Annotated in this window: 26 protein-coding genes; 4 read left to right on the top strand and 22 right to left on the bottom strand. The window is 72.1% G+C overall.

What is annotated here, in order from left to right:
* Positions 1-85: 85 nt before the first annotated feature.
* The 15 genes from H9I38_RS00825 to ffh all read right to left on the bottom strand — a co-directional run bounded on the left by H9I38_RS00825 (position 86) and on the right by ffh (position 12,106).
* Positions 86-1,363, bottom strand: a complete 1,278-nt coding sequence (locus tag H9I38_RS00825; protein WP_226336739.1) for a DNA-processing protein DprA — start codon at positions 1,361-1,363, stop codon at positions 86-88.
* On the bottom strand, positions 1,356-2,891 hold the full coding sequence (locus tag H9I38_RS00820) for a YifB family Mg chelatase-like AAA ATPase (RefSeq protein WP_226336738.1): 1,536 nt from the start codon (positions 2,889-2,891) through the stop codon (positions 1,356-1,358). Before H9I38_RS00820 ends, H9I38_RS00825 begins: the two co-directional genes overlap by 8 nt.
* Entirely contained in the window at positions 2,888-3,241 is a 354-nt protein-coding gene (locus H9I38_RS00815) for a YraN family protein (protein WP_226336737.1), read from the bottom strand. Before H9I38_RS00815 ends, H9I38_RS00820 begins: the two co-directional genes overlap by 4 nt.
* A gap of 121 nt (positions 3,242-3,362) precedes the next feature.
* Positions 3,363-3,677 (bottom strand): DUF2469 domain-containing protein, encoded by a 315-nt coding sequence (locus H9I38_RS00810; protein WP_226336736.1) that lies wholly within the window; start codon positions 3,675-3,677, stop codon positions 3,363-3,365.
* A gap of 28 nt (positions 3,678-3,705) precedes the next feature.
* Positions 3,706-4,374, bottom strand: coding sequence for a ribonuclease HII (locus H9I38_RS00805; RefSeq protein WP_226336735.1), 669 nt, complete (start codon positions 4,372-4,374; stop codon positions 3,706-3,708).
* Positions 4,375-4,381: 7 nt separating this feature from the next.
* The gene (gene lepB / locus H9I38_RS00800; protein ID WP_226336734.1) at positions 4,382-5,104 is read right to left on the bottom strand and encodes a signal peptidase I; all 723 of its coding nucleotides are present in this window, start codon (positions 5,102-5,104) and stop codon (positions 4,382-4,384) included.
* Positions 5,105-5,167: 63 nt separating this feature from the next.
* Positions 5,168-5,788 (bottom strand): signal peptidase I, encoded by a 621-nt coding sequence (gene lepB, locus H9I38_RS00795; RefSeq protein ID WP_226336733.1) that lies wholly within the window; start codon positions 5,786-5,788, stop codon positions 5,168-5,170.
* Positions 5,789-5,842: 54 nt separating this feature from the next.
* Entirely contained in the window at positions 5,843-6,193 is a 351-nt protein-coding gene (rplS, locus tag H9I38_RS00790) for a 50S ribosomal protein L19 (protein WP_226336732.1), read from the bottom strand.
* 180 nt (positions 6,194-6,373) lie between these two features.
* Entirely contained in the window at positions 6,374-7,177 is an 804-nt protein-coding gene (gene trmD / locus H9I38_RS00785; protein WP_226337313.1) for a tRNA (guanosine(37)-N1)-methyltransferase TrmD, read from the bottom strand.
* Positions 7,178-7,179: 2 nt separating this feature from the next.
* Positions 7,180-7,695, bottom strand: coding sequence for a ribosome maturation factor RimM (gene rimM, locus H9I38_RS00780; protein ID WP_226336731.1), 516 nt, complete (start codon positions 7,693-7,695; stop codon positions 7,180-7,182).
* A gap of 161 nt (positions 7,696-7,856) precedes the next feature.
* Complete coding sequence (locus tag H9I38_RS00775; protein ID WP_226336730.1) at positions 7,857-8,096, bottom strand: RNA-binding protein; 240 nt, start codon at positions 8,094-8,096, stop codon at positions 7,857-7,859.
* A 3-nt stretch (positions 8,097-8,099) separates the two neighbouring features.
* Entirely contained in the window at positions 8,100-8,528 is a 429-nt protein-coding gene (gene rpsP, locus H9I38_RS00770; protein ID WP_226336729.1) for a 30S ribosomal protein S16, read from the bottom strand.
* 206 nt (positions 8,529-8,734) lie between these two features.
* A complete protein-coding gene (locus tag H9I38_RS00765) occupies positions 8,735-9,949 on the bottom strand; it encodes a hypothetical protein (RefSeq protein ID WP_226336728.1) in 1,215 nt (404 codons plus the stop codon).
* 20 nt (positions 9,950-9,969) lie between these two features.
* Complete coding sequence (locus H9I38_RS00760) at positions 9,970-10,521, bottom strand: hypothetical protein (protein ID WP_226336727.1); 552 nt, start codon at positions 10,519-10,521, stop codon at positions 9,970-9,972.
* Position 10,522: 1 nt separating this feature from the next.
* A complete protein-coding gene (gene ffh / locus H9I38_RS00755) occupies positions 10,523-12,106 on the bottom strand; it encodes a signal recognition particle protein (RefSeq protein ID WP_226336726.1) in 1,584 nt (527 codons plus the stop codon).
* A 134-nt stretch (positions 12,107-12,240) separates the two neighbouring features.
* Here ffh and H9I38_RS00750 point away from each other — a divergent pair, with 134 nt between their 5' ends.
* On the top strand, positions 12,241-13,824 hold the full coding sequence (locus tag H9I38_RS00750; RefSeq protein ID WP_319002157.1) for a glucose-6-phosphate dehydrogenase: 1,584 nt from the start codon (positions 12,241-12,243) through the stop codon (positions 13,822-13,824).
* A gap of 95 nt (positions 13,825-13,919) precedes the next feature.
* Entirely contained in the window at positions 13,920-15,158 is a 1,239-nt protein-coding gene (locus H9I38_RS00745) for an MFS transporter (protein WP_226336725.1), read from the top strand.
* A 23-nt stretch (positions 15,159-15,181) separates the two neighbouring features.
* On the opposite strand, the gene ftsY is transcribed toward H9I38_RS00745, so the two are convergent.
* From ftsY to coaD, 6 genes are all read right to left on the bottom strand, one after another.
* The gene (gene ftsY / locus H9I38_RS00740) at positions 15,182-16,282 is read right to left on the bottom strand and encodes a signal recognition particle-docking protein FtsY (protein WP_226336724.1); all 1,101 of its coding nucleotides are present in this window, start codon (positions 16,280-16,282) and stop codon (positions 15,182-15,184) included.
* A 31-nt stretch (positions 16,283-16,313) separates the two neighbouring features.
* On the bottom strand, positions 16,314-19,835 hold the full coding sequence (smc, locus tag H9I38_RS00735; RefSeq protein WP_226336723.1) for a chromosome segregation protein SMC: 3,522 nt from the start codon (positions 19,833-19,835) through the stop codon (positions 16,314-16,316).
* 3 nt (positions 19,836-19,838) lie between these two features.
* The gene (rnc, locus tag H9I38_RS00730) at positions 19,839-20,528 is read right to left on the bottom strand and encodes a ribonuclease III (protein ID WP_226336722.1); all 690 of its coding nucleotides are present in this window, start codon (positions 20,526-20,528) and stop codon (positions 19,839-19,841) included.
* A 10-nt stretch (positions 20,529-20,538) separates the two neighbouring features.
* Complete coding sequence (gene rpmF / locus H9I38_RS00725; RefSeq protein WP_226336721.1) at positions 20,539-20,742, bottom strand: 50S ribosomal protein L32; 204 nt, start codon at positions 20,740-20,742, stop codon at positions 20,539-20,541.
* Positions 20,743-20,773: 31 nt separating this feature from the next.
* Positions 20,774-21,343, bottom strand: coding sequence for a YceD family protein (locus H9I38_RS00720; protein WP_226336720.1), 570 nt, complete (start codon positions 21,341-21,343; stop codon positions 20,774-20,776).
* 161 nt (positions 21,344-21,504) lie between these two features.
* On the bottom strand, positions 21,505-21,981 hold the full coding sequence (gene coaD / locus H9I38_RS00715) for a pantetheine-phosphate adenylyltransferase (protein ID WP_226336719.1): 477 nt from the start codon (positions 21,979-21,981) through the stop codon (positions 21,505-21,507).
* A gap of 78 nt (positions 21,982-22,059) precedes the next feature.
* Between coaD and H9I38_RS00710 the strand changes: the two genes are divergently transcribed.
* Both H9I38_RS00710 and H9I38_RS00705 read left to right on the top strand, forming a co-directional pair.
* Positions 22,060-23,325 (top strand): aminotransferase class I/II-fold pyridoxal phosphate-dependent enzyme, encoded by a 1,266-nt coding sequence (locus H9I38_RS00710; protein WP_226336718.1) that lies wholly within the window; start codon positions 22,060-22,062, stop codon positions 23,323-23,325.
* Complete coding sequence (locus H9I38_RS00705) at positions 23,322-24,164, top strand: spermidine synthase (protein WP_226336717.1); 843 nt, start codon at positions 23,322-23,324, stop codon at positions 24,162-24,164. The genes H9I38_RS00710 and H9I38_RS00705 overlap by 4 nt, the downstream gene beginning before the upstream one ends.
* Positions 24,165-24,171: 7 nt before the next feature.
* On the opposite strand, the gene rsmD is transcribed toward H9I38_RS00705, so the two are convergent.
* A complete protein-coding gene (rsmD, locus tag H9I38_RS00700; RefSeq protein WP_226336716.1) occupies positions 24,172-24,786 on the bottom strand; it encodes a 16S rRNA (guanine(966)-N(2))-methyltransferase RsmD in 615 nt (204 codons plus the stop codon).
* Positions 24,787-24,829 lie beyond the last annotated feature (43 nt).

Here is a 24,829-nt window from a genome sequence, read left to right as displayed (position 1 = left end):
GTCCGCTGCGCCGAATCGCTCACGGCAGGACGTCGTATGGAGGAGGACCACGGACTGCCCGGCTCGCGTTGCGCAACGCCGTTGCCTACCGCCGCGAGCACCGCACCCAGCGTCCGGCTGACCGAGTCACCAGCCCGGCCATCTCGAACTCGCCCAGCACAGCCCGTACCCTCCCGATGGGGACGCAGGCCACGCGGGCGATGCTGTCGATCTCGGCCGCAGCTCGGACGGGCGTGGCCTCGTAGACCGCCTGCTGCTCCTCGCTCATCCCGTCTGTGGACCGGGGAGGTGCGGCTCCCGGGTCAAAGCGTGCAGCCACGCTCTCCGGCACGATGCGTTGCATCTCGGCGTCCACGGGCAGCCTGAGAGCGGCCCCCGGGCTGCTGACAAGGTGGGCTCCTGACTCGGCGATGAGCTGATGGCACCCGGCCGAGGCCTGCTGCTCGATGCTGCCCGGAACGGCCCCCACGTCTCGGCCGATCGCCAAGGCGTGGTTCGCCGTGCTCAGCGCTCCGGAGCGCTGACGGGCCTCGACTACCACCAGAGCGCGTCCGAGCGCTGCGATGAGCCGGTTCCTCTGGAGGAACCGCCACCTCGTGGGCGCGGCTCCCGGGGTCGCCTCAGAGACGAGCAGGCCATCGGTGCAGACGTCCTCGAGGAGCTCGGTGTGGGCGGCCGGGTAGAGCTTGTCGATGCCTCCCGCCAGAACCGCGATGGTCGGAGGATGATCGGCGCTGATCCGGCGGGCTCTCGCCATCGCGGAGACGTGCGCCTGCTTGTCGATGCCGAAGGCCCCTCCGGAGACCACCGTGAGACCCGCCTCTGCGGCTGCGGCCGCCAGGCTGTGCGTCACGGACCGTCCGTAGCCGGTCGCGTCCCGCGCGCCCACGATGGAGATCGAGCGAGACGAGGCCTGGAGCCTGGCCCGCACGGCGTCCCCGTCCCCCGCGCCCGAGGGGCCTCGCGCCCAGAGACCGAAGGGCGCGCTGAGACCGAGGTCCGCGAGCCCGGGCGGCCACGCCGGGTCTTCCGGCGGAACGAAGCGCGTCCCGACCGCCGCCATCTCCTTCAGCACCGCGCTCGCCCCGATCCGCCCGGTCCTCTGCGACCATCGGGCCAGCGCCGCCCGGTAGGCCTGACGGGGAGACGAGTACCCCGCTGTGCGGAGAGCCTCCTCGATGTCGGCCCAGACGAGAGGCCCTGGCGCCGATCCCTGGATGTGCCGGTCCGCCTCGACCGGGCCGCACACGGCCACGAGGCACTGCGCCACCACGTCCCCCGGCTCGCAGACCGACCCGATCCTCACGCGGGCCTCGACAATCCTCTGCATCTCCGTGCTGTCCGCTGCCGTGCTGTTATCCAAGGCTCACTCCCTCCGCCTCACGCAGCAGACCTGCCTCGGCCACCTGTTCGGCTCCGGGCTGGCTCTCGCCGTCCAGGTCCGCGATGGTCCAGGCCACCCGCAGGATCCGGTCATACCCCCGAGGCGAGACCAGCCCGCTGGCGAGCGCCCGGTCCAGCACCTCAGTCGCCTCTCGTGGAAGGCGGAGAGGGCCGCGGAGATCCCGGCCAGAGACGAGGGCGTTGGCCTCGTGGCCCAGGTCGAGCAGCCTCGCCTGTGCCCGCTTCCGTGCCGCAGCCACCGATGCCCGGGCCTCGGCGCTGGTCATCGCCGCTCCGGGTCCGTCGAGAAGGGACTCCGCCGGCGGCCTCAGAGCCACGCGCACGTCGATGCGGTCCAGCACCGGTCCGGACAAGCGCCCCAGGTACCGGCGGCGCATGAGCGAGGTGCACGTGCACGTCCGCCCCTCGGCGCCCTGCATGCCGCACGGACAGGGATTCGTGGCCATCACCAGTTGGAACGCGGCGGGCAGCTCCACGGAGAACCGCGCCCGGTCCACGCGGATGACCCCGGACTCCAGCGGCTGACGGAGAGCGTCGATGACATTCCGCTGGAATTCGCAGGCCTCATCGAGGAACAGGACTCCCCGGTGCGCTCGGGACGCCGCTCCCGGCCGCACCCAGCCCGATCCCCCGCCGAGCAGCGCGGCCGCCGTCGCCGTGTGGTGGGGACGCTCGAACGGCGGGGTGCGGAGGAGTCCTTCGCGGAACCCCAGCCCGCTCGCCGAGTGGACGGCGCTCACCTCGAGGGCCTCCTGCGGGCTCAGCTCGGGCAGGATGCCGGGCAGACGCTCGGCGATCATCGTCTTCCCCACTCCCGGCGGCCCAGCGAGCAGCAGATGGTGGCCGCCGGCCGCCGCGACGAGAGCGGCGCGGCACGCCTCCGGCTGGCCCAGGACCTCGGCGAAGTCCGCCGCCTCGGCCCCCGAGGAGACCTCCGCCGGAGCCGGACGCGGGGACACGGGCTCCGGACGGACCCGGTCAGAGCCGAAGACGGCGAGCACCTGGTCCAGCGAGTCGAAGGAGGCCACCTCGGCCCCCGGAACGAGCGCGGCCTCGGCATGATTGGCGCGCGGACAGATGATCGCGGTGTGCCCGGCCTTCACCGCGGCGAGCACCGCAGGCAGGACGCCGCCGATGGGCCGCAGCCGCCCGTCCAGGGTCAGCTCGCCGAGGAACACCGTCTTGCCGCTCGGCCGGATCTCCCCTTGGGCCTGCAGGGTCGCGGCCACGATCGCGAGATCGAAGCCGGGTCCCCGCTTCGGCATGCCCGCAGGCAGAAGGTTGACCGTGATCTTCCGGGCGGGCAGCGGATGGCCGACGTGCCGCACGGCGGCCCGGATCCGCTCCTTCGCCTCAAGCAGGGACGCGTCCGGCAGCCCGAGGAGCACGAACCCCGGCAACGAGGCCCCGATGTCCGCCTCCACCTCCACCATGCGGCCCACGACGCCCTCGATGGCCACGGAGAAGGCCCTGCCCTGCCCGCTCACGGCCGCACGTCCGCGAGGTACTCGACCGTCCAGCGCTGGTCCCTCCGGGACACGGCCGCCGCGTCCACCACGATGTCCCGCGGGTACGCGTACCCGTCTCTGAACTCGTTCCCGAGTTTCCACAGCCTCCGGTACTTCCCGGAGTCGATCGCCTCGAGCGGATGGCCGCACGCCCCGCTGGAGCGCGTCTTGACCTCCACCACGCGCAGGCGCGCGCCGTCATCCCCGATGAGGTCCGCCTCCCCGGCGGTCCCCCTCCAGTTCCGGGCGACCACGATCACCCCGTGGTCCTCCAGCCACCGCGCAACATGCTGCTCCCCGGCCCTGCCGAGCTTCTGATTCCAGGCCATGACATCCCCCTTCGCACAGAAGGACATCACCGGAGGGCCCTGCCTCAGGCCGGAAAGCGGCGGAACGTGGACAACTCTCCCGCGCAGGCCGGAGAGCCCCGCCTGTGGAGGAAGGCCCGGGTCAGACCCCCGGCAGCTTGAGCTCGTCCGTGGACTTCGCGAGCTCCTCCACGTTCACGTCCTTGAACGTCAGGATCCGCACGTTCTTCACGAAACGCGACGAGCGGTACACGTCCCACACCCACGCGTCGGAGAGGCGGACGTCGAAGTACACCTCGCCCTCGGCCGAGCGCACCTGCACGTCCACCTCGTTCGCCAGGTAGAACCGCCGCTCGGACTCGATGACGTAGCGGAAGAGCTGCACCACGTCCTTGTACTCCCGGAAGAGGGAGAACTCCAGGTCGGACTCGTAGTTCTCGAGCTCCTCGTTGCTCATGCCGTTCTCCTTTCCGTGGGGACCGCGCTCACGCGCCGCCGATGGCCCAGCTGCGCCGGTGCGCGCCGGTCAGGCCGCGCTCGCGGACGGCGGCGCTGTGCTCGGCCGTCCCATATCCCTTGTGCCGCTCGAACCCGTAGCCGGGGAGCCGCTGCGCGAGCTTCTCCATGAGGCGGTCTCGCTCGACCTTTGCCAGGATACTCGCGGCGGCCACGGACCAGCAGGCCATGTCCGCCTTCGTCTTGACGGACACCGGCAGCTCCGGGCCCGCCACGGGTGCGGCGAAGAGGTCCTCCTGAACCGGCGTGGAGAGCCAGTCGTGGCTGCCGTCGAGGAGCACCGCTGCCGCCGCCGGCAGCTGCTCCAGCGCCCGCATCCCCGCCAGCCGCAGCGCGGAGACGATCCCGTGCTCGTCCACCTCGGACGCCTCGGCCAGTCCCACCGCACCGACGGCGCCCTCCTTCAGGCCCGCGTACAGCGCCTCGCGCCGCGCCGGAGAGAGCAGCTTGGAGTCCCGAACGCCCTCGAGCTCCGCGCTCGGAACGCCTGCGGATGCCGGGTCCACCCAGACGGCGCCGACCGCCACCGGGCCGGCGATGGCGCCGCGCCCCGCCTCGTCCATGCCGATGACGGGTCCGCCGAAGCGCTCCATGAGCTCGCGCTCCACGGAGAGGTCCGGTGCAGCGCTCCGTGCCATGCCGCCTCTACTTCTGCGTGCTCGGCGAGGGCACGCCCTCGAAGGCCTTGTCCCCGCCGGAGAGCCCGCCTGCACGGTCGAACGGGAAGGCGATGAACCAGCCCGTGCCCTCCACCGAGTCCCGCGGGATGAAGCCGTGGCTCGGCTCGTTCATGTGGTACCGGGAGTCCGCGGAGTTCGAGCGGTGGTCGCCCAGGACCCAGAGCTTCCCCTCGGGCACCGTGACGTCGAACGGGATGTCCGTGCCCCGGTTGCCCGGGTACAGGTACGGCTCGTCGATCGTCTTGCCGTTGACGCTGATCTTGCCGTCCGCGGTGGACTTCACGTGATCGCCCGGCACGCCGATGACGCGCTTGACGAGGTAGTGGCTGCTGTCCGCGGGGAGCACGCCGATGAACTCCAGGCTCTTGCGCAGGGGGTTCTCCGGGCCGCTGACGGGCTGCCAGTTGGCGTCATCGTGGAACACGACGATCTCCCCGCGCTTGATGTCCTTCTTCTGGATCATCTTGTTCACGAACACCCGGTCCCCCACCTGCAGAGTGTTCTCCATCGAGCCGGACGGGATGTAGAACGCCCGCATGATGAAGGTCTTGAAGAGGAAGGAGAGCAGGAGCGCGACGGCGATGATCGTGCCGTACTCGCGGAGGCGGGCTCCCCACGTCCGCGGCTGCTTCTCCTTCTCAGCGGAGCGGGCCGAGGCACGGGTCGAGTCAGGCACGTTCGAAGGCATGCCTCCCAGCTTAGCGAAGCCATCCTGGGAGCACCCCAGAGGACCCTCTGTGCCGGCGGGGTGTCAGCTCCCGCCGCCCGTGTGCCACACGGCGATGACCCTCCCGACCACGCGCGCATCCGGCACCGCCCCGCCGCCGGGCGCGCCGAGCAGGTCCCGCGAGTCTGTGGAGTGAGCGCGGTTGTCCCCCAGCAGCCACAGGCGCCCTTCGGGGACAAGCGAGTCGAACCGCTTCCGTCCGCAGTTCTCCGCCCCGGTCAGCGGCGCTGACGCCGCGCCCGCGGGCTGGCCGTTGAGCAGCAGAGCGCCGTCGGCCCCCTTGCACGTCACGCGAGCCGGCCCGACCGCCGCCACGCGCTTGACGAACTGGTCCCCCTCGTTGCGCCCCACGAGCCACGCGGCCGTCCGACGGGCGCCGTCCGGGGACTCCGGCGCGAGGCTGCCGCGGCCGTCGAAGACGACGACGTCGTCCGTCCTCGCCGTCCGCTGCCACGGCCACTTGAGCACGGCGATCCGGTCCCCCGGCCGCAGCGCCGGCTCCATCGACTCGGAGGGCACCGAGTAGACGTCCACGACGAACGCCCGCACGAGCGTCAGGAGCGCGAACGCCGCAAGGAGGGCGAAGACGCAGAAGCGCCCCCACCGGACGAGCCGATGGGGACGCTTCGGGCGATCAGGCCGCACGCGTGCAGAGGGCGCGGTTGCCGGGCGCACGGGTGCGGGCGATGCGGGAGAGTCTTACTTGCTCTCGCGCTTCTCCTTGATCTTGGCAGCCTTGCCGCGCAGACCGCGCATGTAGTAGAGCTTCGCGCGGCGGACGTCGCCCTTGGAGACGACCTCGATCTTCTCGATGACCGGGGTGTGCACCGGGAACGTGCGCTCCACGCCGACGCCGAAGCTCACCTTGCGGACCGTGAAGGTCTCGCGCACGCCGTGGCCCTGGCGGCCGACGACGAAGCCCTGGAAGACCTGAACGCGGGAGTTCTTGCCTTCGATGATGTTGACGTGCACCTTGACGGTGTCACCCGGGCGGAACGCCGGGACGTCAGTGCGCAGGCTCGCTGCGTCCACAGAATCGAGGATGTGCATCTGATTCTCCTTGAGCCACCAGCCACAGGTCTGACGCTCGATCGGCGGTGTCCCAGCCGCAGCCGGACACCAGTGCTCTAAGCCCTGCCAGCGGATTCCCGGGCAGGGGCGCCCTCTCGCGTTGACGCGGCTCCCCCATGGCAGAGACGCGCCCGCGGGGGCACATCGTTCAAGTATAGATCACGCGCGGCGTGTGAGCACGCCGTCCGCCTCGGCGAATCCGGCCGACTCCGCGACCTCGAGATCCGAGCGGCTGAGGTCCGCCGTCGAGCGGCCGTCGAGGAGCTCGGGCCGCCTCTCGGCGGTGCGGCGCAGCTGCTCGTGGCGCCGGTGCTCCGCGATGGCGGCGTGGTTGCCGCTGAGGAGCACCTCCGGGACGGCGTGCCCTCTCCACTCAGCCGGCTTCGTGTAGACGGGGTACTCGAGGAGGCCGTCCGAGTGGGACTCCTCCACAAGTGAGAGGGGGTTGCCGACGACGCCCGGGACGAGCCGCCCGACGGCCTCCACCATGGCGAGCACGGCCACCTCTCCCCCGTTGAGCACGTAGTCGCCGAGACTGACCGGCATGACGCGGAAGCGCTCCTGCGCCCAATCGAGGACGCGCTCGTCGATCCCCTCGTAGCGGCCGCACGCGAAGACGAGGTGCGGCTCCTCCGCGAGCTCGTAGGCGAAGGCCTGGTCGAAGACCCGGCCGGCGGGAGACGGGACGATGAGCACCGGGCGCGGATCCGCCTCACCCGCCTGTGCCTCGGGTGCGCCCTCCAGCACGGACTCGAGCGCCTGGGCCCACGGCTCCGGCTTCATGACCATGCCGGCGCCGCCGCCGTAGGGCGTGTCGTCCACCGTCCGGTGGCGGTCCAGCGCGAAGTCCCGCACGTCCCGGACGCCGATGTGCAAGAGGCCCTTCTGCCGCGCCTTGCCGATGAGGGAGAGGTCCAGCGCCGCGAGGTACTCGGGGAAGATGGAGAGGACGTCGATCCGCATGCTCATCCGTCCGCCAGCTCCACGAGGCCCTCGGGGAGCGCGACGACGGCGCGGCCGCCCTCCACGTCCACCTCGAGGACGATCTGCGCGACGAAGGGGATGAGCACCTCGCGCCCCCCGATCTCGGCCACGAGGAGGTCCTGGGCCGCGCCCGTGCGCAGCCCCGTCACCTCGCCGATGTCCTGCCCGTCCTCGACGAGCCGGAGGCCCGCGAGCTCGTGCTCGTAGAACTCGTCCTCGGCCTCGGCCCCGCCCTCGGCCTCCGGGTCCAGCATGAGGCGGCCGCCGCGGACCGCCTCGGCGCCGTTGCGGTCCGGGATCTCCTCGAACGCCAGGATGAGGATGGACTTGTTCCAGCGGGCGCTCTCCACGGTGAGGGAGGACGTTCCGGGGACGCCGGCGAGCTCGAAGACGGCGCCGGGGACGAACCGGTCCTCCGGTGCGTCCGTGAGCACCTGGACGGTGACCTCGCCGCGGATGCCGTGGGGCTTGCCGATGCGCGCGACTGCTACCTGCACGTTGTGTCCTTCTCTCCTGCGGGGCTCTCCCCCGTCCTGTGCCTTCCCGCTCGCCGGCGCGGCGGGTTCGGGGCGCCGCTCCCACGCGATTGCGGGGCCTGTGAAAGCACAAGCCCCGCAGGATCCGAAGACCCTGCGGGGCTTGTCATGAAGCTGTGCTCCTACCGCCGGCGGTCCGTGTCGACGATGTCGACCCGGATCGATCCGCCGTTGAGCGCGTGGGCCACGGTGCGCAGCGCCTTCGCGGTGCGCCCCTGACGGCCGATGACGCGCCCGAGGTCATCCGGGTGGACGCGGACCTCGACGAGCTCGCCGCGGCGATTCTCCTTGAGGTTGACGGCCACCTTCTCCGGGGCATCCACGATGCCCTTGACGAGGTGGTCCAGTGCGTCGACGATCACGGACTAGGCCTCGGTGTTGTCCGCGGTCTCGTCAGCCGACTCGGCCGGAGCCTCCTCAGAGGACTCCTCGGCCTTCGGCTCCTCCTTCTTGGCGGGGAGGATGACGGAGTCCTTCTCGGGGGCCACGAAGGCCTGCTTCTCAGCCTTGGCCTTGAGCGTGCCCTCGGCACCGGCCTCGCCCTTGAACTTCTGCCAGTCGCCCGTCACCTTGAGGAGGGCGGCGACCTGCTCGGTCGGCTGAGCGCCGACGCCGAGCCAGTACTGCGCGCGCTCCGAGTTGATCTCGATGAACGAGGGCTCCTCGGTGGGGTGGTACTTGCCGATCTCCTCGATGGCACGGCCATCGCGCTTGGCGCGCGAGTCCATGACGACGACGCGGTAGAACGGCGCGCGGATCTTGCCCATCCGCTTGAGACGAATCTTAACGGCCACTGTTGTGGTCACTCCTTGGTTAGGTAACCGTTCCCTTTTCACGCTCGTGGGGCGAACCGCTACGTTCGGGAACGAAGACGTGGAGATGCGTCAGAGAGAGGGAGCTGCGCATTCCAAGTACCGTCTCATTCTGCCAGACAAACCCCGGAACCGCGTAACCCGCGCGATCCGGCGATTCCCTCCCGGCGAAGGGGACGGAGAACGGGTCAGTCCGAGTGCTCGGACGCCTCGCTGCGCGCCCTGGAGAGCCTGACGGCTCGGACGCCCTGGCCCACCGCGATCGCCGCGAACACCACCGCGATCACCCACATGCCGATGGACGGCACGGACGAGAACACCGCGGCCGCGAGCCACGCGCAGACGAGCGCGAGCACCACGAAGGCGCCGAAGCGCGCCCATCCCACGGCGAGCGTCCGGTCCGGGGACTCGACGACGACGCTGCGCCGCTTCTCCTGCTCCTGCTCGTCCGCCGGGCCCTCGCGCAGGGCCTCCACTTCATCGCTCGAGGAGCGCACCGTGCTCACGCCCGGGAGGTTCTCCGCCCGCCCCTCGTGCTGGGCGAGGCGCACGGCGCGGCCCGGAAGGCCGACCGCCGTGAGGACCGACTCGACGATGGCGGGGTCCGCGGCCGAAGACCAGAGCTCGCCCGCGTCCGAGGGCGGGGCCGTCTCGGGGTTGGCCGAGAGCTCCTCGGCGAGGGGCTCGGCCGAGCGCAGCCGCGCCAGGGCCTCGTCCCACACGCGGGAGACCTCGGACTCGGCGGGGAAGGTCCGCAGGGGGTCCGTCTCCGCGAACCAGGTGAAGTTGACCTCGTGGACGGGCTCCCCGAGCGAGCGGCCCGGGAGGTACAGGCGGGCCAGCATCGCGAGCGGCGTCGAGTAGACGAACGCCGAGGTGGTCTCGAGCGGCGGGAGCTGGGAGACGTCGAGCCCGCCGTCGATGAGGGCCACGTCCTGGCCGTCCTGCTTGGCGAGGTGGACGTCCTGGTACGCCTGCGCCGAGACCGCCCGGGCCCAGTCCCGGGTCACCTGGCCCACGGCGACGCTCCGGGCCTCGCGGAAGACGAGGTCCTGGGCGGCGTCCGCGTCCTCGATGTCCGCGAACTCCTCCACGTCATGCGCCGTCTCGGCGAGCTTGGTCACGTAGACCACGCGCGCGCCCGTGGCGCTCGAGATGCGCTTGAGCAGGTGCTTGATGTCCGTCGCGTGCGCCAGGCGGCCGTCCGCGTCCGCGGTGAGGGCGCCGTTCTCGCTGGTTCCGAGCACGAGGTAGTTGAGGGCCGTCACGCCGCGCTCGTCGAGCGGGGTGTACTGGCCGACCACGGCGCCGGCCTCGTTGAAGGCCTCCGCCACGGCCTGCGCCGCGGAGGCCCCGCGCTCGCCCTTGAACGTCACCATGACGTCGAAGAAACATACGTCCACTGAGAGATCCTTGCGTTGAGTCATCGGCTGCGGCCTGTGCGGTTGCGGGACGCCCTTCCCGGAGCCTGGAGCGGCTTCGGGCCGAAGGGCACGGGCAGAGTCGGCATCATGCGCGTCCAGGAGGGGACCCGGCGCGCGCGGCGCTCTCCGCCGTCGTTCCATTCCACCACGCGCGCGCTCTCGAGCGCGCGAAGCGAGGCGGTCAACACGCCCCGCTCGAAGCCTCCGAGGAGGCCCTCGAGCTCATCCGGCCGGTAGGACCGGGCGACGACGCCTTCGGCAGGCCCGGCTTCCACCGGGCCCGACTCGGCGGAGTCCTCGGGGAAGACCTCGAAGGCGAAGGCCGTGCGCTCGCCGTCGAACCTCACGGCGAGGAGCTCGCCGGCGGTGCCTCGGCGGCCGGTGAGGCGCTCGCACCAGTGCTCCGCCATCGCGCGCGGCCCCTCTGGGCCGGACGGGCCGGCCGGGAGGGACCAGGGCTCGGACTCGGGCGCGTCCGCGAGGCGGGCGGCCCAGACCTCGCCGCCGTCTGTGAAGACGAGGGCGAAGACGGTGTCGAGGAACGCGGCCACGCTAGTTCTTGAGGTACTTCTCGAAGCCCTTGGGGAGGTTGAGCTGCGAGGGGTCGAACTCGTCGGACGAGCCGCCGAACGAGGAGCCGCTCGGGGCCTGCGGCCTGCGGACCTGCTCGCCGCGCTGCATCGCCTGGCGCTCCGCGAGGGTGCGCGGCTTGGCGCCGCCCTTCTTCTTGGAGCCCTTGGCGCTCTTGGCCGCCTGCTGCTTGCGCTTGCCCGGCCCGTGGCCGCCCATGGCGCCCGGGATGCCGGGCATGCCGCCGCCCTGGGCCGCCTTGCGCATCATCTTCTGCGCCTGCGCGAACCGCTCGAGGAGGGAGTTCACCGCGGAGACGGAGACGCCCGCGCCCTTGGCGATGCGGGCGCGGCGGGAGCCGTTGATGATCTTCGGCGCCACGCGCTCGTGCTTGGTCATGGAGCGGACGATCGCCTCGACGCGGTCGATCTCCCGCTCGTCGAACTGCTCAAGCTGCTGCCGCATCTGCGCCGCGCCCGGCATCATCATGAGCATCTTCTTCATCGAGCCCATCTTGCGGATCTGCTGCATCTGCGCGAGGAAGTCCTCGAGGTTGAAGTCCTCCTGGTCCTCGAACTTCTTCTGCATGCGGGCGGCCTCGCCCTTGTCCCACGAGGCCTCGGCCTGCTCGATGAGCGTGAGGATGTCGCCCATGTCGAGGATGCGGTTGGCCATGCGGTCCGGGTGGAACTGCTCGAAGTCCCCGATGCCCTCGCCCGTGGAGGCGAACATGATCGGCTTGCCGGTCACGTGCGCCACGGAGAGCGCGGCGCCGCCGCGGGTGTCGCCGTCCAGCTTGGAGAGGACCACGCCCGTGAAGTCCACGCCCTCGTTGAACGCCATGGCCGTGTTGACGGCGTCCTGGCCGATCATCGCGTCCATGACGTAGAGGATCTCGTCCGGGCGGACCGCGTCCCGGATGTCCGCCGCCTGCTGCATGAGCTCGGCGTCCACGCCGAGACGGCCCGCGGTGTCCACGATGACGATGTCGTGCAGCTTCTGCTTCGCGTAGGCGATGCCCTCCGAGGCCACCGCGACGGGGTCTCCCGTGGCCGCCTCGAACTCGCTCGAGACGCCGGGGTGCGGGGCGAAGACCGGCACCTGGGCGCGGTCTCCGTTGACCTGGAGCTGCTTGACCGCGTTGGGGCGCTGGAGGTCGCACGCCACGAGCACCGGCGAGTGCCCCTGGCCCTTGAGCCACTTGGCCATCTTGCCCGCCAGCGTGGTCTTGCCCGCGCCCTGGAGGCCGGCGAGCATGATGACGGTCGGCGGGTTCTTGGCGAGGCTCAGGCGGCGGGTGTTGCCGCCGAGGATGCGCACGAGCTCGTCGTTGACGATCTTGACGACCTGCTGGCCCGGGTTGAGCGCCTGGGAGACCTCCGCGCCGAGCGCGCGCTCCTTGACGTGCGAGGTGAACTCGCGCACGACGGCGACGGCGACGTCGGCGTCGAGCAGAGCCCGCCGGATCTCGCGGACGGTCGAGTCGATGTCCGCCTCGGTCAGGCGGCCTTTGCCGCGCAGGCTCTTGAAGGTCTCGCTGAGGCGATCGGACAGGGAATTGAACACGAGAAGCGCTACCTCGGTATCGGTGGACAGGCGGGAGAGTTCAACTCTCCAGCCTACCAACCCCCGGGCGCGCCGGCGCCCTCCCGCGCACAGGGGCCTCGCTCCCCGGCAGGCCGCGTGGCAGAGTAAGCGGTGTGACTGAGCATCCCTCGAAGAACACCGCACAGACCACGTCCCCCGCAGACCAGGCCGCTCGCGACGCGGCAGGTCAAGAGCCGAGCGACTCCACGGTGGCGCACCCCGCCGACGTCGCTCCCCGCGCCCCGCAGCGCCGTCCGGGCGCGAACCCCGCCAAGACGCTGCTCATCCTCGGCGCCTCCGGAGACTTGACCGGCCGCCTCCTCCTCCCCGGCTTCGCCGGTCTGCTCGCCACGGGCAAGGTCCCGCATCTCCAGCTCGCCGCCGCCGGCGGACCGGGGTTCGGCGAGGAGCAGTGGCACGAGCGCGTCAAGGACGTCTTCGGCAAGGCCGCGGAGAAGGCGACCGAGGAGGGCAGGAAGGTCCTCGAGGCCGTCGAGGCCTCCACGAGCTACCACGAGCTGGACGTCACGGCGCCGGGCGAGCTCCACTCGCTCATCGAGTCCCTCGACGGCCCCGTGGCCGTCTACTTCGCGCTCCCGCCCGCGGTGAGCCAGAAGGCCTGCCAAGAGCTGACCGAGACGGGCGTGCCGGAGGGCACCCGACTGGTCCTCGAGAAGCCGTTCGGCTCCTCGGCCAAGAGCGCGCGCGAGCTCAACGACGTCCTCGCCTCGCTCGTGCCGGAGCGGGACGTCTACCGCGTGGACCACTTCCTCGGCAAGGGCACGGTCTTCAACATCCTCGGCCTGCGCTTCGCCAACCGCCTGCTCGAGCCGGTCTGGTCCAACCTGCACATCGAGAAGGTGGAGATCTTCTTCGACGAGGACCTGGCGCTCGAGAACCGCGCCGGGTACTACGACCACGCGGGAGCGCTGCGGGACATGATCCAGTCCCACCTGCTCCAGGTCATGGCGCTGCTCGCCCTCAACGCCCCGGCCTCGCTCAGCGAGCGCAACCTCCGCGACCACATCGGCTCGCTCCTGCGCGCCGCGCGCGTCAAACCGGGGTACGCGGCTACGACCCGCCGAGCCCGGTACACGGCCGGGTCCATCGACGGGAGGCAGATCCCCAACTACGTGGACGAGCCCGGGGTGGATCCCTCCAACGAGACGGAGACGCTCGCCGAGCTCGAGATCGAGATCGACAACATGCGCTGGGCCGGCGTGCCCTTCATCCTGCGCTCCGGCAAGGCGCTGGGGAAGATGCGCAAGGAGGCGATCATCACCTTCAAGCCGGTCCCCCACCTGTCCACCGGCTTCCACGGCGTGGACGAGCCGACGCGGCTGCGGATCGGCTTCACGCCCGAGACGCTCCAGCTCGAGATCGACGTCAACGGCCCCGGCGACATCTTCACCCTGGACCGCGCGACCCTCAGCACGGACATGAACACCTCGACCCTCCTGCCCTACGGCGAGGTGCTCGACGGCGTCCTCATGGGCGATCCCCTCCTGTCCGTCCGCGGCGACATCGCCGAGGACTGCTGGCGGATCGTGGAGCCGGTGCTCCACGCCTGGGAGAAGGGCCACGTTCCGCTCGACGAGTACCCCGCCGGCTCGAACGGCCCGAAGGGCTGGGCCTCCTCCTGCGAGTGGTCCCCCATCGAGACCCCCGCGGACCACGAGGAGCCGCACCGCGACTGACGGCCGATCCGGCCGGGCCCCGCAGCCTGAACGCGGCCGGGCCTGGCCGCAGGCGGGCGGAGGCCGAGCCGCCCTGCCCGGGTAGGCTGGCTGAAGTGAGTGACCGCCCCCGCTTCTCCCGCCAGATGCACGTGCTCCTCGCGTGCTCCTTCTCCGTGGCGCTCGGCTACGGCATCCTCTCGCCCGTCCTTCCGGTGCTCGCGCACTCCTACGGGGTGAGCCTCTCGCTCACCGGACTCGTCGTCTCCGCCTTCGCGCTGGCCCGCCTCCTCTTCGCGACGACGGCGTCCAAGCTCGTCAGCGCCCGCGGCGAGGCCGTCGTCTACATGAGCGGCCTCCTCATCGTCGCGGCCTCGACATTCGGAGCCGCCTTCGCGCCCACCTTCTGGCTGCTCGTGCTCCTGCGCGGTCTCGGCGGCATCGGCTCCACGATGTTCACCATCGCCGCCACGGGCCTGCTCATCCGCATCACCCCGCCCGAGATCCGAGGGCGGGCCAGCGCGGCGTTCGGCGGAGCGTTCCTCGCGGGAAGCATCGTGGGCCCGTCCCTCGGCGGACTTGTGGCGGAGCTGGGGCTGAGGGCGCCGTTCATCGTCTACACGGGCACGCTCCTCGTGGCCGCCGCGCTCATGGCCGGCTCGATCCGCTCCGAGCGCAGGCTCGCCTCCGCCGCCGGCGAGCAGGAGAAGAAGGCCCCCGCCGAAGCGCTCTCCTTCCGGGAGGCTCTCCGCGAGCTGCGCTACAAGGCCGTGGTCGCCTCCGGGTTCTCCAACGGCCTCGTGGTCATGGGCCTGCGCGTGGCCATGCTCCCCCTGCTCGCGGGGTTCGTGGCGAGCCGGCCTTCAGCGGGCTGGGACCCGCTCGGCGCGCTCAACGGCACCACGCTGACGGGCGTGGCGATGACCGCATTCGCCGTCGGCACGCTCGCGATGCTGCCGGTCTCCGGGAAGCTCTCCGACACCCTGGGACGTCCGCGCCCTGCGATGATGGGCCTTGCGGGCGTCGCGGCGGCCTTCGCCCTGATCGGCTGGGCGCCCAACGGGCTGCTCCTCGTGGCCGCATCGCTCGTGGGAGGCATCGGCCAGGCGGTCTACCAGCCGGCGATGCAGGCGACGCTCGCCGACGTCGTCGGGAGCCGCCGCGGCGGAAGCGCCATCGCGTTGCCGCAGATGGCCACGGACGTGGGCACCATCCTGGGGCCCGTCCTGGGCGGGGCCATTGCGGACGCGGCCGGCTTCGGCTGGGGCTTCTCCCTGCTCGCCGCCGTCCCGGCCCTCTGCATCCTGCTCTGGATGCGGGTCCGCGCGGAGGATCGGGCCTCCGCAGCGGCCTGACCGGCTGGCGGCGAGCTGACGGGCTAGTCGATGATCGCGTCGACGAAGGCCTCGGGCTCGAACGGAGCGAGGTCGTCCGCGCCCTCGCCGAGGCCGATGAGCTTGACCGGCACGCCGAGCTGCCGCTGGATGGACACCACGATGCCGCCCTTCGCCGAGCCGTCCATCTTGGTGAGGACGATGCCCGTGACATTGACGACCTCGGAGAACACCTTGGCCTGGACGAGGCCGTTCTGCCCCGTGGTCGCGTCGAGGACGAGGAGGACCTCGTCCACCTGGCGGGTCTTCTCCACGACGCGCTTGATCTTGCCGAGCTCGTCCATGAGTCCGGCCTTGTTCTGGAGGCGGCCGGCCGTGTCGATGAGGACGACGTCCGACTCCTCCTCGACCCCGCGCGCCACCGCGTTGTAGGCCACCGAGGCGGGGTCCGCGCCCTCGTGGGAGGAGACGGTCTCCACGCCCACGCGGGCGCCCCACGTGGTCAGCTGCTCGGCCGCCGCGGCGCGGAACGTGTCCGCCGCGCCGAGGAGGACCTTCTTGTCCTCGGCGACGAGGACGCGGGCGATCTTGCCCACCGTCGTCGTCTTCCCGACGCCGTTGACGCCGACGACGAGGACCACCGCGGGCTTCTCGCCAGCCGTCTCCATCGCGACCGAGCGGTCCATGTCCGGGCCCACCATGGCGAGGAGCTCCTCGCGCAGCATGGTGCGGACGCGCTCCGGATCCCGGCTGCCCTCGACCTTGACGCGGTCCTTGAGGCGGTCCACGAGCTCGAGCGACGCCGAGGTGCCCATGTCCGCGAGGAGGAGCGTCTCCTCGATCTCGTCCCAGACGTCCTCGTCGATCTTGTCGCTCGAAAGCAGGGACAGCAGGGCCCGGCCCATCGTGTTGTTCGAGCGCACGAGGCGGGAGCGCAGACGCTGGAGACGGCCCTGCGCGGCGTCCGGCCGCTCCAGCGTGGCGGTGCCGGACGGCGCTGAGCCGAGGCCGTCGACGTCGTCCGCGTCCCGCGGGGTCTCGTAGCGGGGGCCGCGACGGCGGCCCGCGACGAGCGCCGTCGTGACGCCCGCGACGACGAGCAGCGCGACGATTCCAAGGATGATCGGCAGGAGAAGGTCATTCACCCTCCCAGAATCGCACACTGGGCCGGGGAGCTCATCCCCGCCCGGTCTCGCCGCCCTCCGGCTGGTCCTCCCGGGCCATGCGCTGGCTCACGACGAGCGAGACGCCGTCTCCCCTCATGCTCACGCCGTAGAGCGCGTCCGCGACCTCCATGGTGCGCTTCTGGTGCGTGACGATGATGAGCTGGCTCGAGTCCCGCAGCTCGCGGAAGAGGCCGATGAGGCGTCCGAGGTTCGCGTCGTCGAGCGCCGCCTCGACCTCGTCCATGACGTAGAACGGCGAGGGGCGCGCCTTGAAGATGGCCACGAGGAGGGCGATGGCCGTGAGGGAGCGCTCGCCGCCGGAGAGCAGCGAGAGGCGCTTGACCTTCTTGCCGGCGGGGCGAGCGTTGACCTCGAGGCCGGACGAGAGGAGGTCGTCCGGCTCGGTGAGCACGAGCGACCCCTCGCCGCCCGGGAAGAGGCGCCCGAAGACGTCCACGAACTCGCGGGCGGTGTCCTCGAAGGCGGAGGCGAAGACGCGCTCGATCGTCTCGTCCACGTCCTGGATGATCTTGAGCAGGTCCGCCCGCGAGCCGCGGAGGTCCGCGAGCTGCCCGGCCAGGTACGAGTGCCGCTGCTCGAGCGCCGCGAACTCCTCGAGGGCGAGCGGGTTGACCTTGCCGAGCGCCTGCATGTCCTTCTGCGCCTGGCGGAGGCGGGAGGACTGCTCGGCGCGGTCGAAGGCGGTCCCGTCCTCGAGGAGGACGTCCGGGCCGTAGGAGCGCAGCAGCTCCTCGGGGCTCAGGCCGTGCTGTTCGAGAGCGGCCCGCTCGAGCTCCTCCCGGCGCGCGCTCTGGTGGACGAGGTGGGCCTCAGCGGTGGCGAGGGCGGCCGCCCGCTGTCCGTGCTCCTCCCGCCGAGCGCGGCCCCGCCGCTGGTGGTCCTCGTGGGCCCGCTGGGCCTCCCGGAAGCGCTCCTCCGCCTCCCCGTGCTCGCCGCGGGCCTCCTCGCGCTCGGCCTCGGCGGCCGCGACGGCGCCGCTCGCCAGGGCCTCGACCCGCTCCGCGCGGGCGCGCAGGATCCGGCGGCGCCGTTCGGCGGCGGCCTGGGCGCGGGCGGCCTTCTCGCTGCGCTCGAGCCCCGAGCGGAGCTCTCCCGCCCGGTGCCTCAGGGCGCGGTGGCGCTCCTCCGCGCTGCGGGCCGCAAGCGCCGCGTCCGTGGCGGCGCGCTGGGCGTCCCCCGCGGCGTCCCGGGCCTCGTGGGCGGCTCGGCGCGCCGGCTCCAGGCCGTCCTCCTCCGACTCCCCCGCGCGGACCTCCTCGAGGAGCTCCACCCTGCGCTCGGCCTCCTCCTGGGAGGCGAGGAGCTCGGAGAGCCGGGCCGCGGACTGCTCGGCCGCGGCGTGGAGCTGCTCGGAGCGGGAGCGGGCCTGGGCGGCGTTCTTCTTGGCGGAGTCCTTGGCCGCGGAGCGGACGGCATGGCGGGTCTGCGCCTCGGAGGCGGCGGCACGAGCCGTCTGCTCCTCCTCCCGCCGGGCGGCGACCTCGGCTTCCGCGCGCTCGACCTCGGAGGCGAGCCGCTCGGACTCCTCCGCAGCCGCGTCCCGCTTCCGCTCCACCTCGGCGAGCTGGGCGGCGAGGTCCACGGCGTTGCCCTGCCCCTCCAACGGCCTCCACTGGCCGGCTCGCGTCACGACGAGTCCGTCCTCCAGCGCCACGGCTCTCAGGCCGGACTCCGCCTCCAGGGCCTCGAGGGCCTCTGCGCGGTCGGCCGCCACCGCGGTGCCCGCGAGCAGGGTCTCGAGGACGGACAGGTGCCTCTCGTGCCGGGCGACGTCGAGCGCCGCGCGCACGCTCCCGCCGTTGCCGGACTCGGGCGTCGTCGATGCGTCTGCCCTCGGGAAGGCGTCCTCGAACACGATCGCGGCGTCCGAATCGCCGCGGGGAGCCACGGGCAGGCTCGCGGCCGCGCCGAGGAGGGCCCCGACCGCCTGCGTCCACGCAGGATCGACGACGAGCCCCTCCGCGAACGGCCGTGCCCCCTCGGGCGCAGCGGACTGCCCGTCCGGCTGCATGGCCTCGAGCGTCGAGGCGAGGGTCGAGGCGCGGGCGTCCAGCCCTGCGGCCGCCGACTCCGCGCCGCGGGCCGAGGAGCGGGCCTCCGCCAGGGCCTTCTCGGCCTTGACGCGCGCGGCCTGGGCCGCGGTGACCGTCCGCTGGGCGGCGGCGGGGTCCTGCGGCGCATCCGCGCCCTCGTCATCCTCCGTCTCCAGGTCCGCGAGGGCCCGGTGGGCGGCGTTCTCCGCCGCGGCCGCGTCGTCGGCCAGCGCCTGGGCGCGCTCGAGCTCGCTGCGGGCGGACTGGACCCGTCCCGTGACCGCCTCCGCGGCGCCCCGGACGCGCAGAAGCTCCTCGCGCGCGGCCGCCTGCTCGCGCTGCAGCTGGGCGACGACGGCGTCCGCCTCGCGGAGCGCCCGCTCGGCCGCCTGGGACGCGGTCTGGGCAGAAGCGGCCTCGCCGCGGAGCCGCTCGGCCTCGGCGGCCGCATCCTGCTCGTCCTGCTCGGCCTCGGCCAGCTGCTCCGCGATCCGCTTCGCCTCGCGCTCGGCCTCGCCGGTGTTCTGGGCGTCGGACAGCGCCTCGCCCCGGGAGGCGGCGAGCTCGGCCACGACGCCGAGCCGCTCGACCGCCCTGCGCGCCGCTCCCAGGCGGCTGCGGGCCGCCTCGAGACGGCGCTGGGCCTCGGAGAACTCCTGGGCCACGCCGGGCGCCTGGGCCTCGAAGGCCTCGATGTCCGCGGCGAGGCGGTCGACGTCCGCCTGGGCCTCGTCCCGCTGGGCGGCCGTCGAGGCCTCGTCTGCCGAGGCGGAGGCGAGGGAGTCCGCGGCGAGGCGGGCCTCTGCATCCTTGAGGTCCGCCTGGATGTCCCGGGCCCGGCGGGCGACACGGGCCTGCCGCTCGAGCGGCTTGAGGGAGCGGGCCACCTCTCCCGTGAGGTCAGCGAGGCGGGCGAGGTTCGCGTCCGTCGACTGGAGCTTGCGGTAGGCCTTCTCCCGGCGCCGCCGGTGCTTGAGGACTCCGGCCGCCTCCTCGATGAGCCCGCGGCGGTCCTCCGCCGTCGCGTGCAGGACGCGGTCGAGCTGGCCCTGCCCCACGATGACGTGCATCTCGCGGCCGAGGCCGGAATCGGAGAGGAGCTCCTGGATGTCGAGGAGACGGGAGGGGCGGTCGTTGATCGAGTACTCGGATCCGCCGCTGCGGAAGAGGGTCCTCGAGATCGTGACCTCGGAGTACTCGATGGGCAGCAGGCCGTCCGAGTTGTCGATGGTCAGGGTGACCTGGGCGCGGCCCAGCGGCGCACGGGAGGAGGTGCCGGCGAAGATGACGTCGTCCATCTTCCCGCCGCGGAGGTTCTTGGCGCCCTGCTCGCCCATGACCCAGGCGAGGGCGTCCACCACGTTGGACTTGCCGGAGCCGTTGGGGCCCACCACCGCGGTGACGCCCGGCTCGAAGCGGAAGGTCGTGGCCGAGGCGAAGGACTTGAAGCCCCTCACCGTGAGCTGCTTGAGATACATGCCTCAGACGGTGCGCTGGGGGTCCAGCTGCTCCCAGGTCTTCTCGGCGGCCTGGCGCTCGGCGTCCTTCTTGGACCGGCCCTGGCCGCTGCCGTACTCAACGCCGCCGATCCGCAGCACGGCCGTGAAGGTGCGGGCGTGGTCCGGGCCCTCGCCCTCGACGACGTACTCGATGACGCCGAGTCCGTGGGCCGCCGCATGCTCCTGGACGATGGTCTTCCAGTCCATGCCGGCGCCGATGGCGTCTTTGTCATGCACAAGCGGGCCGACGAGCCGCAGGACCAGGTCCCGGGCCGTCTCCAGCCCGCAGTCCAGGTAGACCGCCCCGAAGACGGCCTCCATGGTGTCCGCGAGGATGGAGGTCTTGTCCCGCCCGTTCGTCTTCAGCTCGCCCTCGCCGAGGCGCACGTAGTCCCCCAGCCCGATGTCCCGCGCCACCCGGGCGAGGGCCTTCGAGGAGACGACGGCGGCGCGCAGCTTCGCGAGCTGCCCTTCGGTGTGGTCCGGGAACTCGTCGTAGAGCCGCGCCGTCATGGCGAGGCCGAGGACGGAGTCCCCGAGGAACTCGAGGCGCTCGTTGTGGGCGATCCCGCCGTTCTCGTACGCGAACGAGCGGTGGGTCAGGGCAAGACGAAGCGTCTCGGTGTCCAGAGAGACACCGAGACGCTTCAGAAGTTCGTGATACCCGCTCACGGAGCCTGGATCAGGCGTCCGCGACTTTGCGGCCCTTGTACTCGTAGTACAGGGCGGTGCCGGCCGAGTCGGTGACGACCTTGGCCTGGTGCGGGAGGCTGTAGGAGACGCGACCGTTCTCCACGGTCTTGACGAGGTTCGGCACGGCAGCCTTCCACTGGGAGCGGCGTGCGCGAGTGTTGGAGCGAGACATCTTCCGCTTGGGAACAGCCACGGCTAACTCATTTCTCTAGAACGGCTTGTGATTACGGTGCGGTGTCTGCGCCGGGCTCCCGGAGCTGCTGGAGCGCCGCCCACCGCGGGTCGATGACCTCGTGGCGATGGCCCGGGTCCTCGTCCAGCCGGGCGCCGCACTGGGCGCACAGCCCCGCGCAGTCATCCCGGCACACTGGCTGGAACGGCAGCGCTGCGACGACCGCGTTGCGGAGCGCCGGCTCGAGGTCGATCTCATCGTCCTCGACCAGGTAGTGCTCGTCGTCCTCGTCTCCGCCCTGAGGGGCAGGAGCCTCGAAGTAGTAGAGCTCTTGGATGTGCGATTCCATCTCGTAGTCGAGCGGGTCGAGGCAACGACCGCACTCTCCGACGACGTCTGCGACAGCGGTGCCCGAGACCAGGATGCCTTCGTGGACCGACTCGAGCCGCAGCGAGAGCTCCATCGGGGAGCCCTCGGGAACGCGCACCAGCGCGACACCGAAATCTTTCGGAGTGGCCACCGTCTCCTGCACCTCGCGCCCGGTGCCCGGGCTCCGGCTCAGGTCCTTGACGCTGAGCGTGAGCGCGGAGGAGCCCTGGCCGGACTCAGCGTTCTTCGCCACGGCGTTCAACTCCCTTCGCGCGAGATGCGTGCCGCTGGCCTTCCCCGTCAGGGCAGGGCCGGATCCGGCACGTCAGAAAACAGCAAACCAATGACCCATCTTACCCGGCCGCGCGCACTGCGGCTAAATCGGCCGGGCGACGGCGCGCCGGGTCGCCGTCGTCACCGTCTCTTCGCGCCGAGGCGCCGGGCGACGACGCCGGGAACCATGTCCCGCACGTCGCCCCCGAGGGAGTGGACCTCGCGGACGATGGTCGAGGAGACGTGCGCGAACCGGGGCTCGGCCGGGAGGAACACGGTCTCCACGCCCCGCAGCGCGCGGTTGGTCACGGCCATCGGGACCTCGTAGTCCAGGTCCGAGCCGTTGCGCAGGCCCTTGACGACGGCGCTCGCGCCGATCTCGTGGCAGAAGTCCGCGAGCAGGCCGGCGCCCATCGGCGCGACCGACACGCCGTCCAGCCCTCGGAACACCTCCGAGGCCATCTCGATCCGGTCCTCGAGGCTGAACATGCTCGTCTTGGAGTAGTTGGTGGCGACGGCGACGACGACCTCGTCGAAGAGGCCCGCCGTCCGGGCGATGACCTCGACGTGGCCCATGTGGAGCGGGTCGAAGGATCCGGGGCAGACTGCGCGGCGCATGGACACCACGCTACCGAACCGAGGCCGGGAGCACGCCCTCGTATGCTGAGGAGGACGACGCCGTCGGAAGGACCCCTCATGACTGTTCGACTCGACTACGCCCCCGTCAGCGGCCGCGAGCAGCGGCCTCCCTGGCTGCGTGCCAGCGAGGGGGCCGGGCTCCTCGGCCCCGACGGAGCGCCCGGGGCCACAATCTTCGAGCGGGTCGGCGCGGCGGCGCTGGAGCACGGCGCCCTCAACCTGGGCCAGGGCTTTCCCGACGCGGACGGCCCCGACTGGCTCCTCGAGTCCGCCGTCGAGGCCATCCGGGGCGGACGCAACCAGTACTCGAACGGCAACGGCCTCCCCGAGCTGCGCGAGGCCGTGGCCGCCCACCAGAGCCGCTGGTACGGCATCGACCTCGACCCGGAGACCGAGGTCCTCGCCACCGCGGGCGCCACGGAGGCGCTTGCGGCGGCCCTCATCGCCCTGGTCAGCCCGGGAGACGAGGTCATCACCTTCGACCCCTCCTATGACGAGTACGGCGCCCACGTGGCTCTCGCCCAGGGCGTGCACGTGCGCATCCCCCTCGAGCGGGACGGAGGCCGGTTCCGCGTGCCGCTCGACGCGTTCGAGGAGGCCTGCTCCGATCGGACGCGCGTCATCGTGGTCAACGACCCCCACAACCCCACGGGGATGCAGTTCACGGACGAGGAGCGCGCCGCGATCCTCGAGGCCGCCCACCGATGGGACGCCCTCATCCTCACGGACGAGGTCTACGAGCACCAGTGGTTCGCGCGGCCACACGTGCCCATGGCTTCCCTTCCCGGCGCGGCCGAGCGCACGCTCAGCATCTCCAGCTCGGGCAAGACCTTCTCCGTCACGGGCTGGAAGACGGGCTGGATCTCCGGCCCCCGAGAGCTCATCGGCCGGGTCCGGGCCGTCAAGCAGTACCTGAGCTTCTGCACGAGCCCGGCCTATCAGGTCGCGGTGGCGGGAGCCCTCCAGGACGACCGCGGCTGGATCGAGTCCGCGCGCCTCAGCCTCCAGGACAAGCGGGACGCCCTCGTCACCGGCCTCGAGCGGGCGGGCTGGACTCCCGTCGCCCCCGAGGGCACGTTCTTCGCCCTCGCCGAGCCGCCGGCGTGGCTCGCCGATCCGTCCGACCCCCGCCGCGCCGAGTCCGCCGCCCTCGCCATGCCCGCCGAGACGGGCGTGGCGGGCATCCCGGTCACCGCCTTCACCGCGCCGGACTCGGACGCCTGCGGCGGCCTCGTCCGGTTCGCGTTCTGCAAGTCCATCCGGGTCATCGACGACGGCGTGGACCGGCTCGTCCGCGCCGCCGACGCCCGGAGGAGCGGGTGACGGAGGCGGCAGGCCCCGGCCGAGCGCCGGCCTCCGTCCCTCTGCGCTTCACGGACGCCCACGCCCGGATCGAGGAGGACACGGTGGTGCCCGGCGCGCACGTGCTTCTCATCGGGGAGCACGAGCAGTCCCACGTCAACACGGCGGACCCCGACTCGGTCTTCTATGCGTACCTCGACCGCATGCGCAACGGGATCGAGGCCTTCTTCCCCGCCGGGGCGCCGCTGCGGGTCGCCCACGTGGGGGCCGGCGCCCTCACCCTGGCGCGGGCCCTCGAGTCGAGGCGGCCCGGCGGGGAGCACACAGCGGTGGACCTCGAGCCGAGGCTCCTGCCGTTCGTCCTGGAGCGCCTCCCGTTCAGCGGAGCTCTCGCGTGCGTGTCCGCCGACGGCCGCGCGTGGGCCGAGAAGACCGCCGCACAGGGCGGAAGCGCGTTCGACCTCGTCGTCGTCGACATCTTCACCGGCGCGGACTCCCCCGCCCACCTGGCCGAGGAGGGGTTCTACGCGCTGCTCCTGCGCCTGCTGTGGGAGCCGGGCGCGGACGCGCGCGGGGAGGCCTGGCCCGGCGGCCTGCTCGCCGTGAACCTCGGGGACGACCCGCCGCTCGACTTCACAGCCCGGCAGATCGCCCACCTGAGGCGTGCCGCCGGCGACGAGTCCCGGGTGGTGCTGGGCACCGAGCCGGAGATGCTGGGCCGCACGGTGCCGGGCAACTCGATCGCGCTCGTGGCGCCCGGCGGCTTCGAGGAGGGCTTCGCGGACCGCTGGGCCGCCGCCGGACCTCATCCGGCATGGGCCGGGCGGGGACTGGAGCTCGACGAGGCGCTCGGCCTCTGAGCGGGATCTAGGCCTGAGGAGCCGCGCCTTCGTCGCTGCCCTCCGCGTCCGCCTCTCTTGAAGGCTCGGCGTCGAGGAAGAAGACCACGGTCTCGCCGTAGGGCTTGACGGCGTCGAGAGCCAGCCCGGCGGGCCATTCGGGCTCCCCGGTGCGCTTGCCTCGCTCCAGGACGACGACGGCGCCCGGCGCGAGCCGCGGCACGAGGTCGGCGAGAAGGCCCGTGACCGCCTCGTTGGAGACGTCGTACGGCGGATCCGCGAGGACCACGTCCACGGGCCGGCCGGCCGCCGCCGCGTAGGACTCGGCCTTCATCCGGTGCACCTGCGCCGAGGCCCCCGGGACCCGGGCGAGGACGGTGCGGACGTTCTGCTGGCACGTGCGGGCCGCGCCCGCGTGCGACTCGACGAAGTCCGCCCGCGCCGCTCCCCGGCTCAGGGCCTCGAGGCCGAGCGCGCCCGAGCCGGCGTAGAGGTCCAGGACGGCCGCGCCCTGGAGCAGGTCGTAGGACTCGAGGCGGGAGAAGACGGCCTCCTTGACGCGGTCCGTTGTGGGGCGGGTCCCCTGCCCCTCCACGGACGCGAGCCTGAGGCCCCCGGCGACTCCGGCGATGATGCGGGACATGGGACTCCTTCTCCAGGGCGGACGGGGTGCTCCCCCACCTTAT

The sequence above is a fragment of the Arthrobacter sp. UM1 genome, assembly GCF_020483305.1.
In the GTDB taxonomy this organism is placed as follows: Bacteria; Actinomycetota; Actinomycetes; order Actinomycetales; family Micrococcaceae; genus Falsarthrobacter.
The sequence above is the reverse complement of the archived record's forward strand: the minus strand, read 5'-3'. Positions and strand labels throughout refer to the sequence as shown.

Bases quoted from the DNA above. Each gene is read 5' to 3' on its own strand.
- H9I38_RS00815 (WP_226336737.1), bottom strand. From the start codon at position 3,241: ATGGCCTGGAATCAGAAGCTCGGCAGGGCCGGGGAGCAGCATGTTGCG.
- H9I38_RS00810 (WP_226336736.1), bottom strand. From the start codon at position 3,677: ATGAGCAACGAGGAGCTCGAGAACTACGAGTCCGACCTGGAGTTCTCC.
- H9I38_RS00805 (WP_226336735.1), bottom strand. From the start codon at position 4,374: ATGGCACGGAGCGCTGCACCGGACCTCTCCGTGGAGCGCGAGCTCATG.
- lepB (WP_226336734.1), bottom strand. From the start codon at position 5,104: ATGCCTTCGAACGTGCCTGACTCGACCCGTGCCTCGGCCCGCTCCGCT.
- rplS (WP_226336732.1), bottom strand. From the start codon at position 6,193: ATGCACATCCTCGATTCTGTGGACGCAGCGAGCCTGCGCACTGACGTC.
- trmD (WP_226337313.1), bottom strand. From the start codon at position 7,177: ATGCGGATCGACGTCCTCTCCATCTTCCCCGAGTACCTCGCGGCGCTG.
- smc (WP_226336723.1), bottom strand. From the start codon at position 19,835: ATGTATCTCAAGCAGCTCACGGTGAGGGGCTTCAAGTCCTTCGCCTCG.
- coaD (WP_226336719.1), bottom strand. From the start codon at position 21,981: ATGCGCCGCGCAGTCTGCCCCGGATCCTTCGACCCGCTCCACATGGGC.
- H9I38_RS00710 (WP_226336718.1), top strand. From the start codon at position 22,060: ATGACTGTTCGACTCGACTACGCCCCCGTCAGCGGCCGCGAGCAGCGG.
- rsmD (WP_226336716.1), bottom strand. From the start codon at position 24,786: ATGTCCCGCATCATCGCCGGAGTCGCCGGGGGCCTCAGGCTCGCGTCC.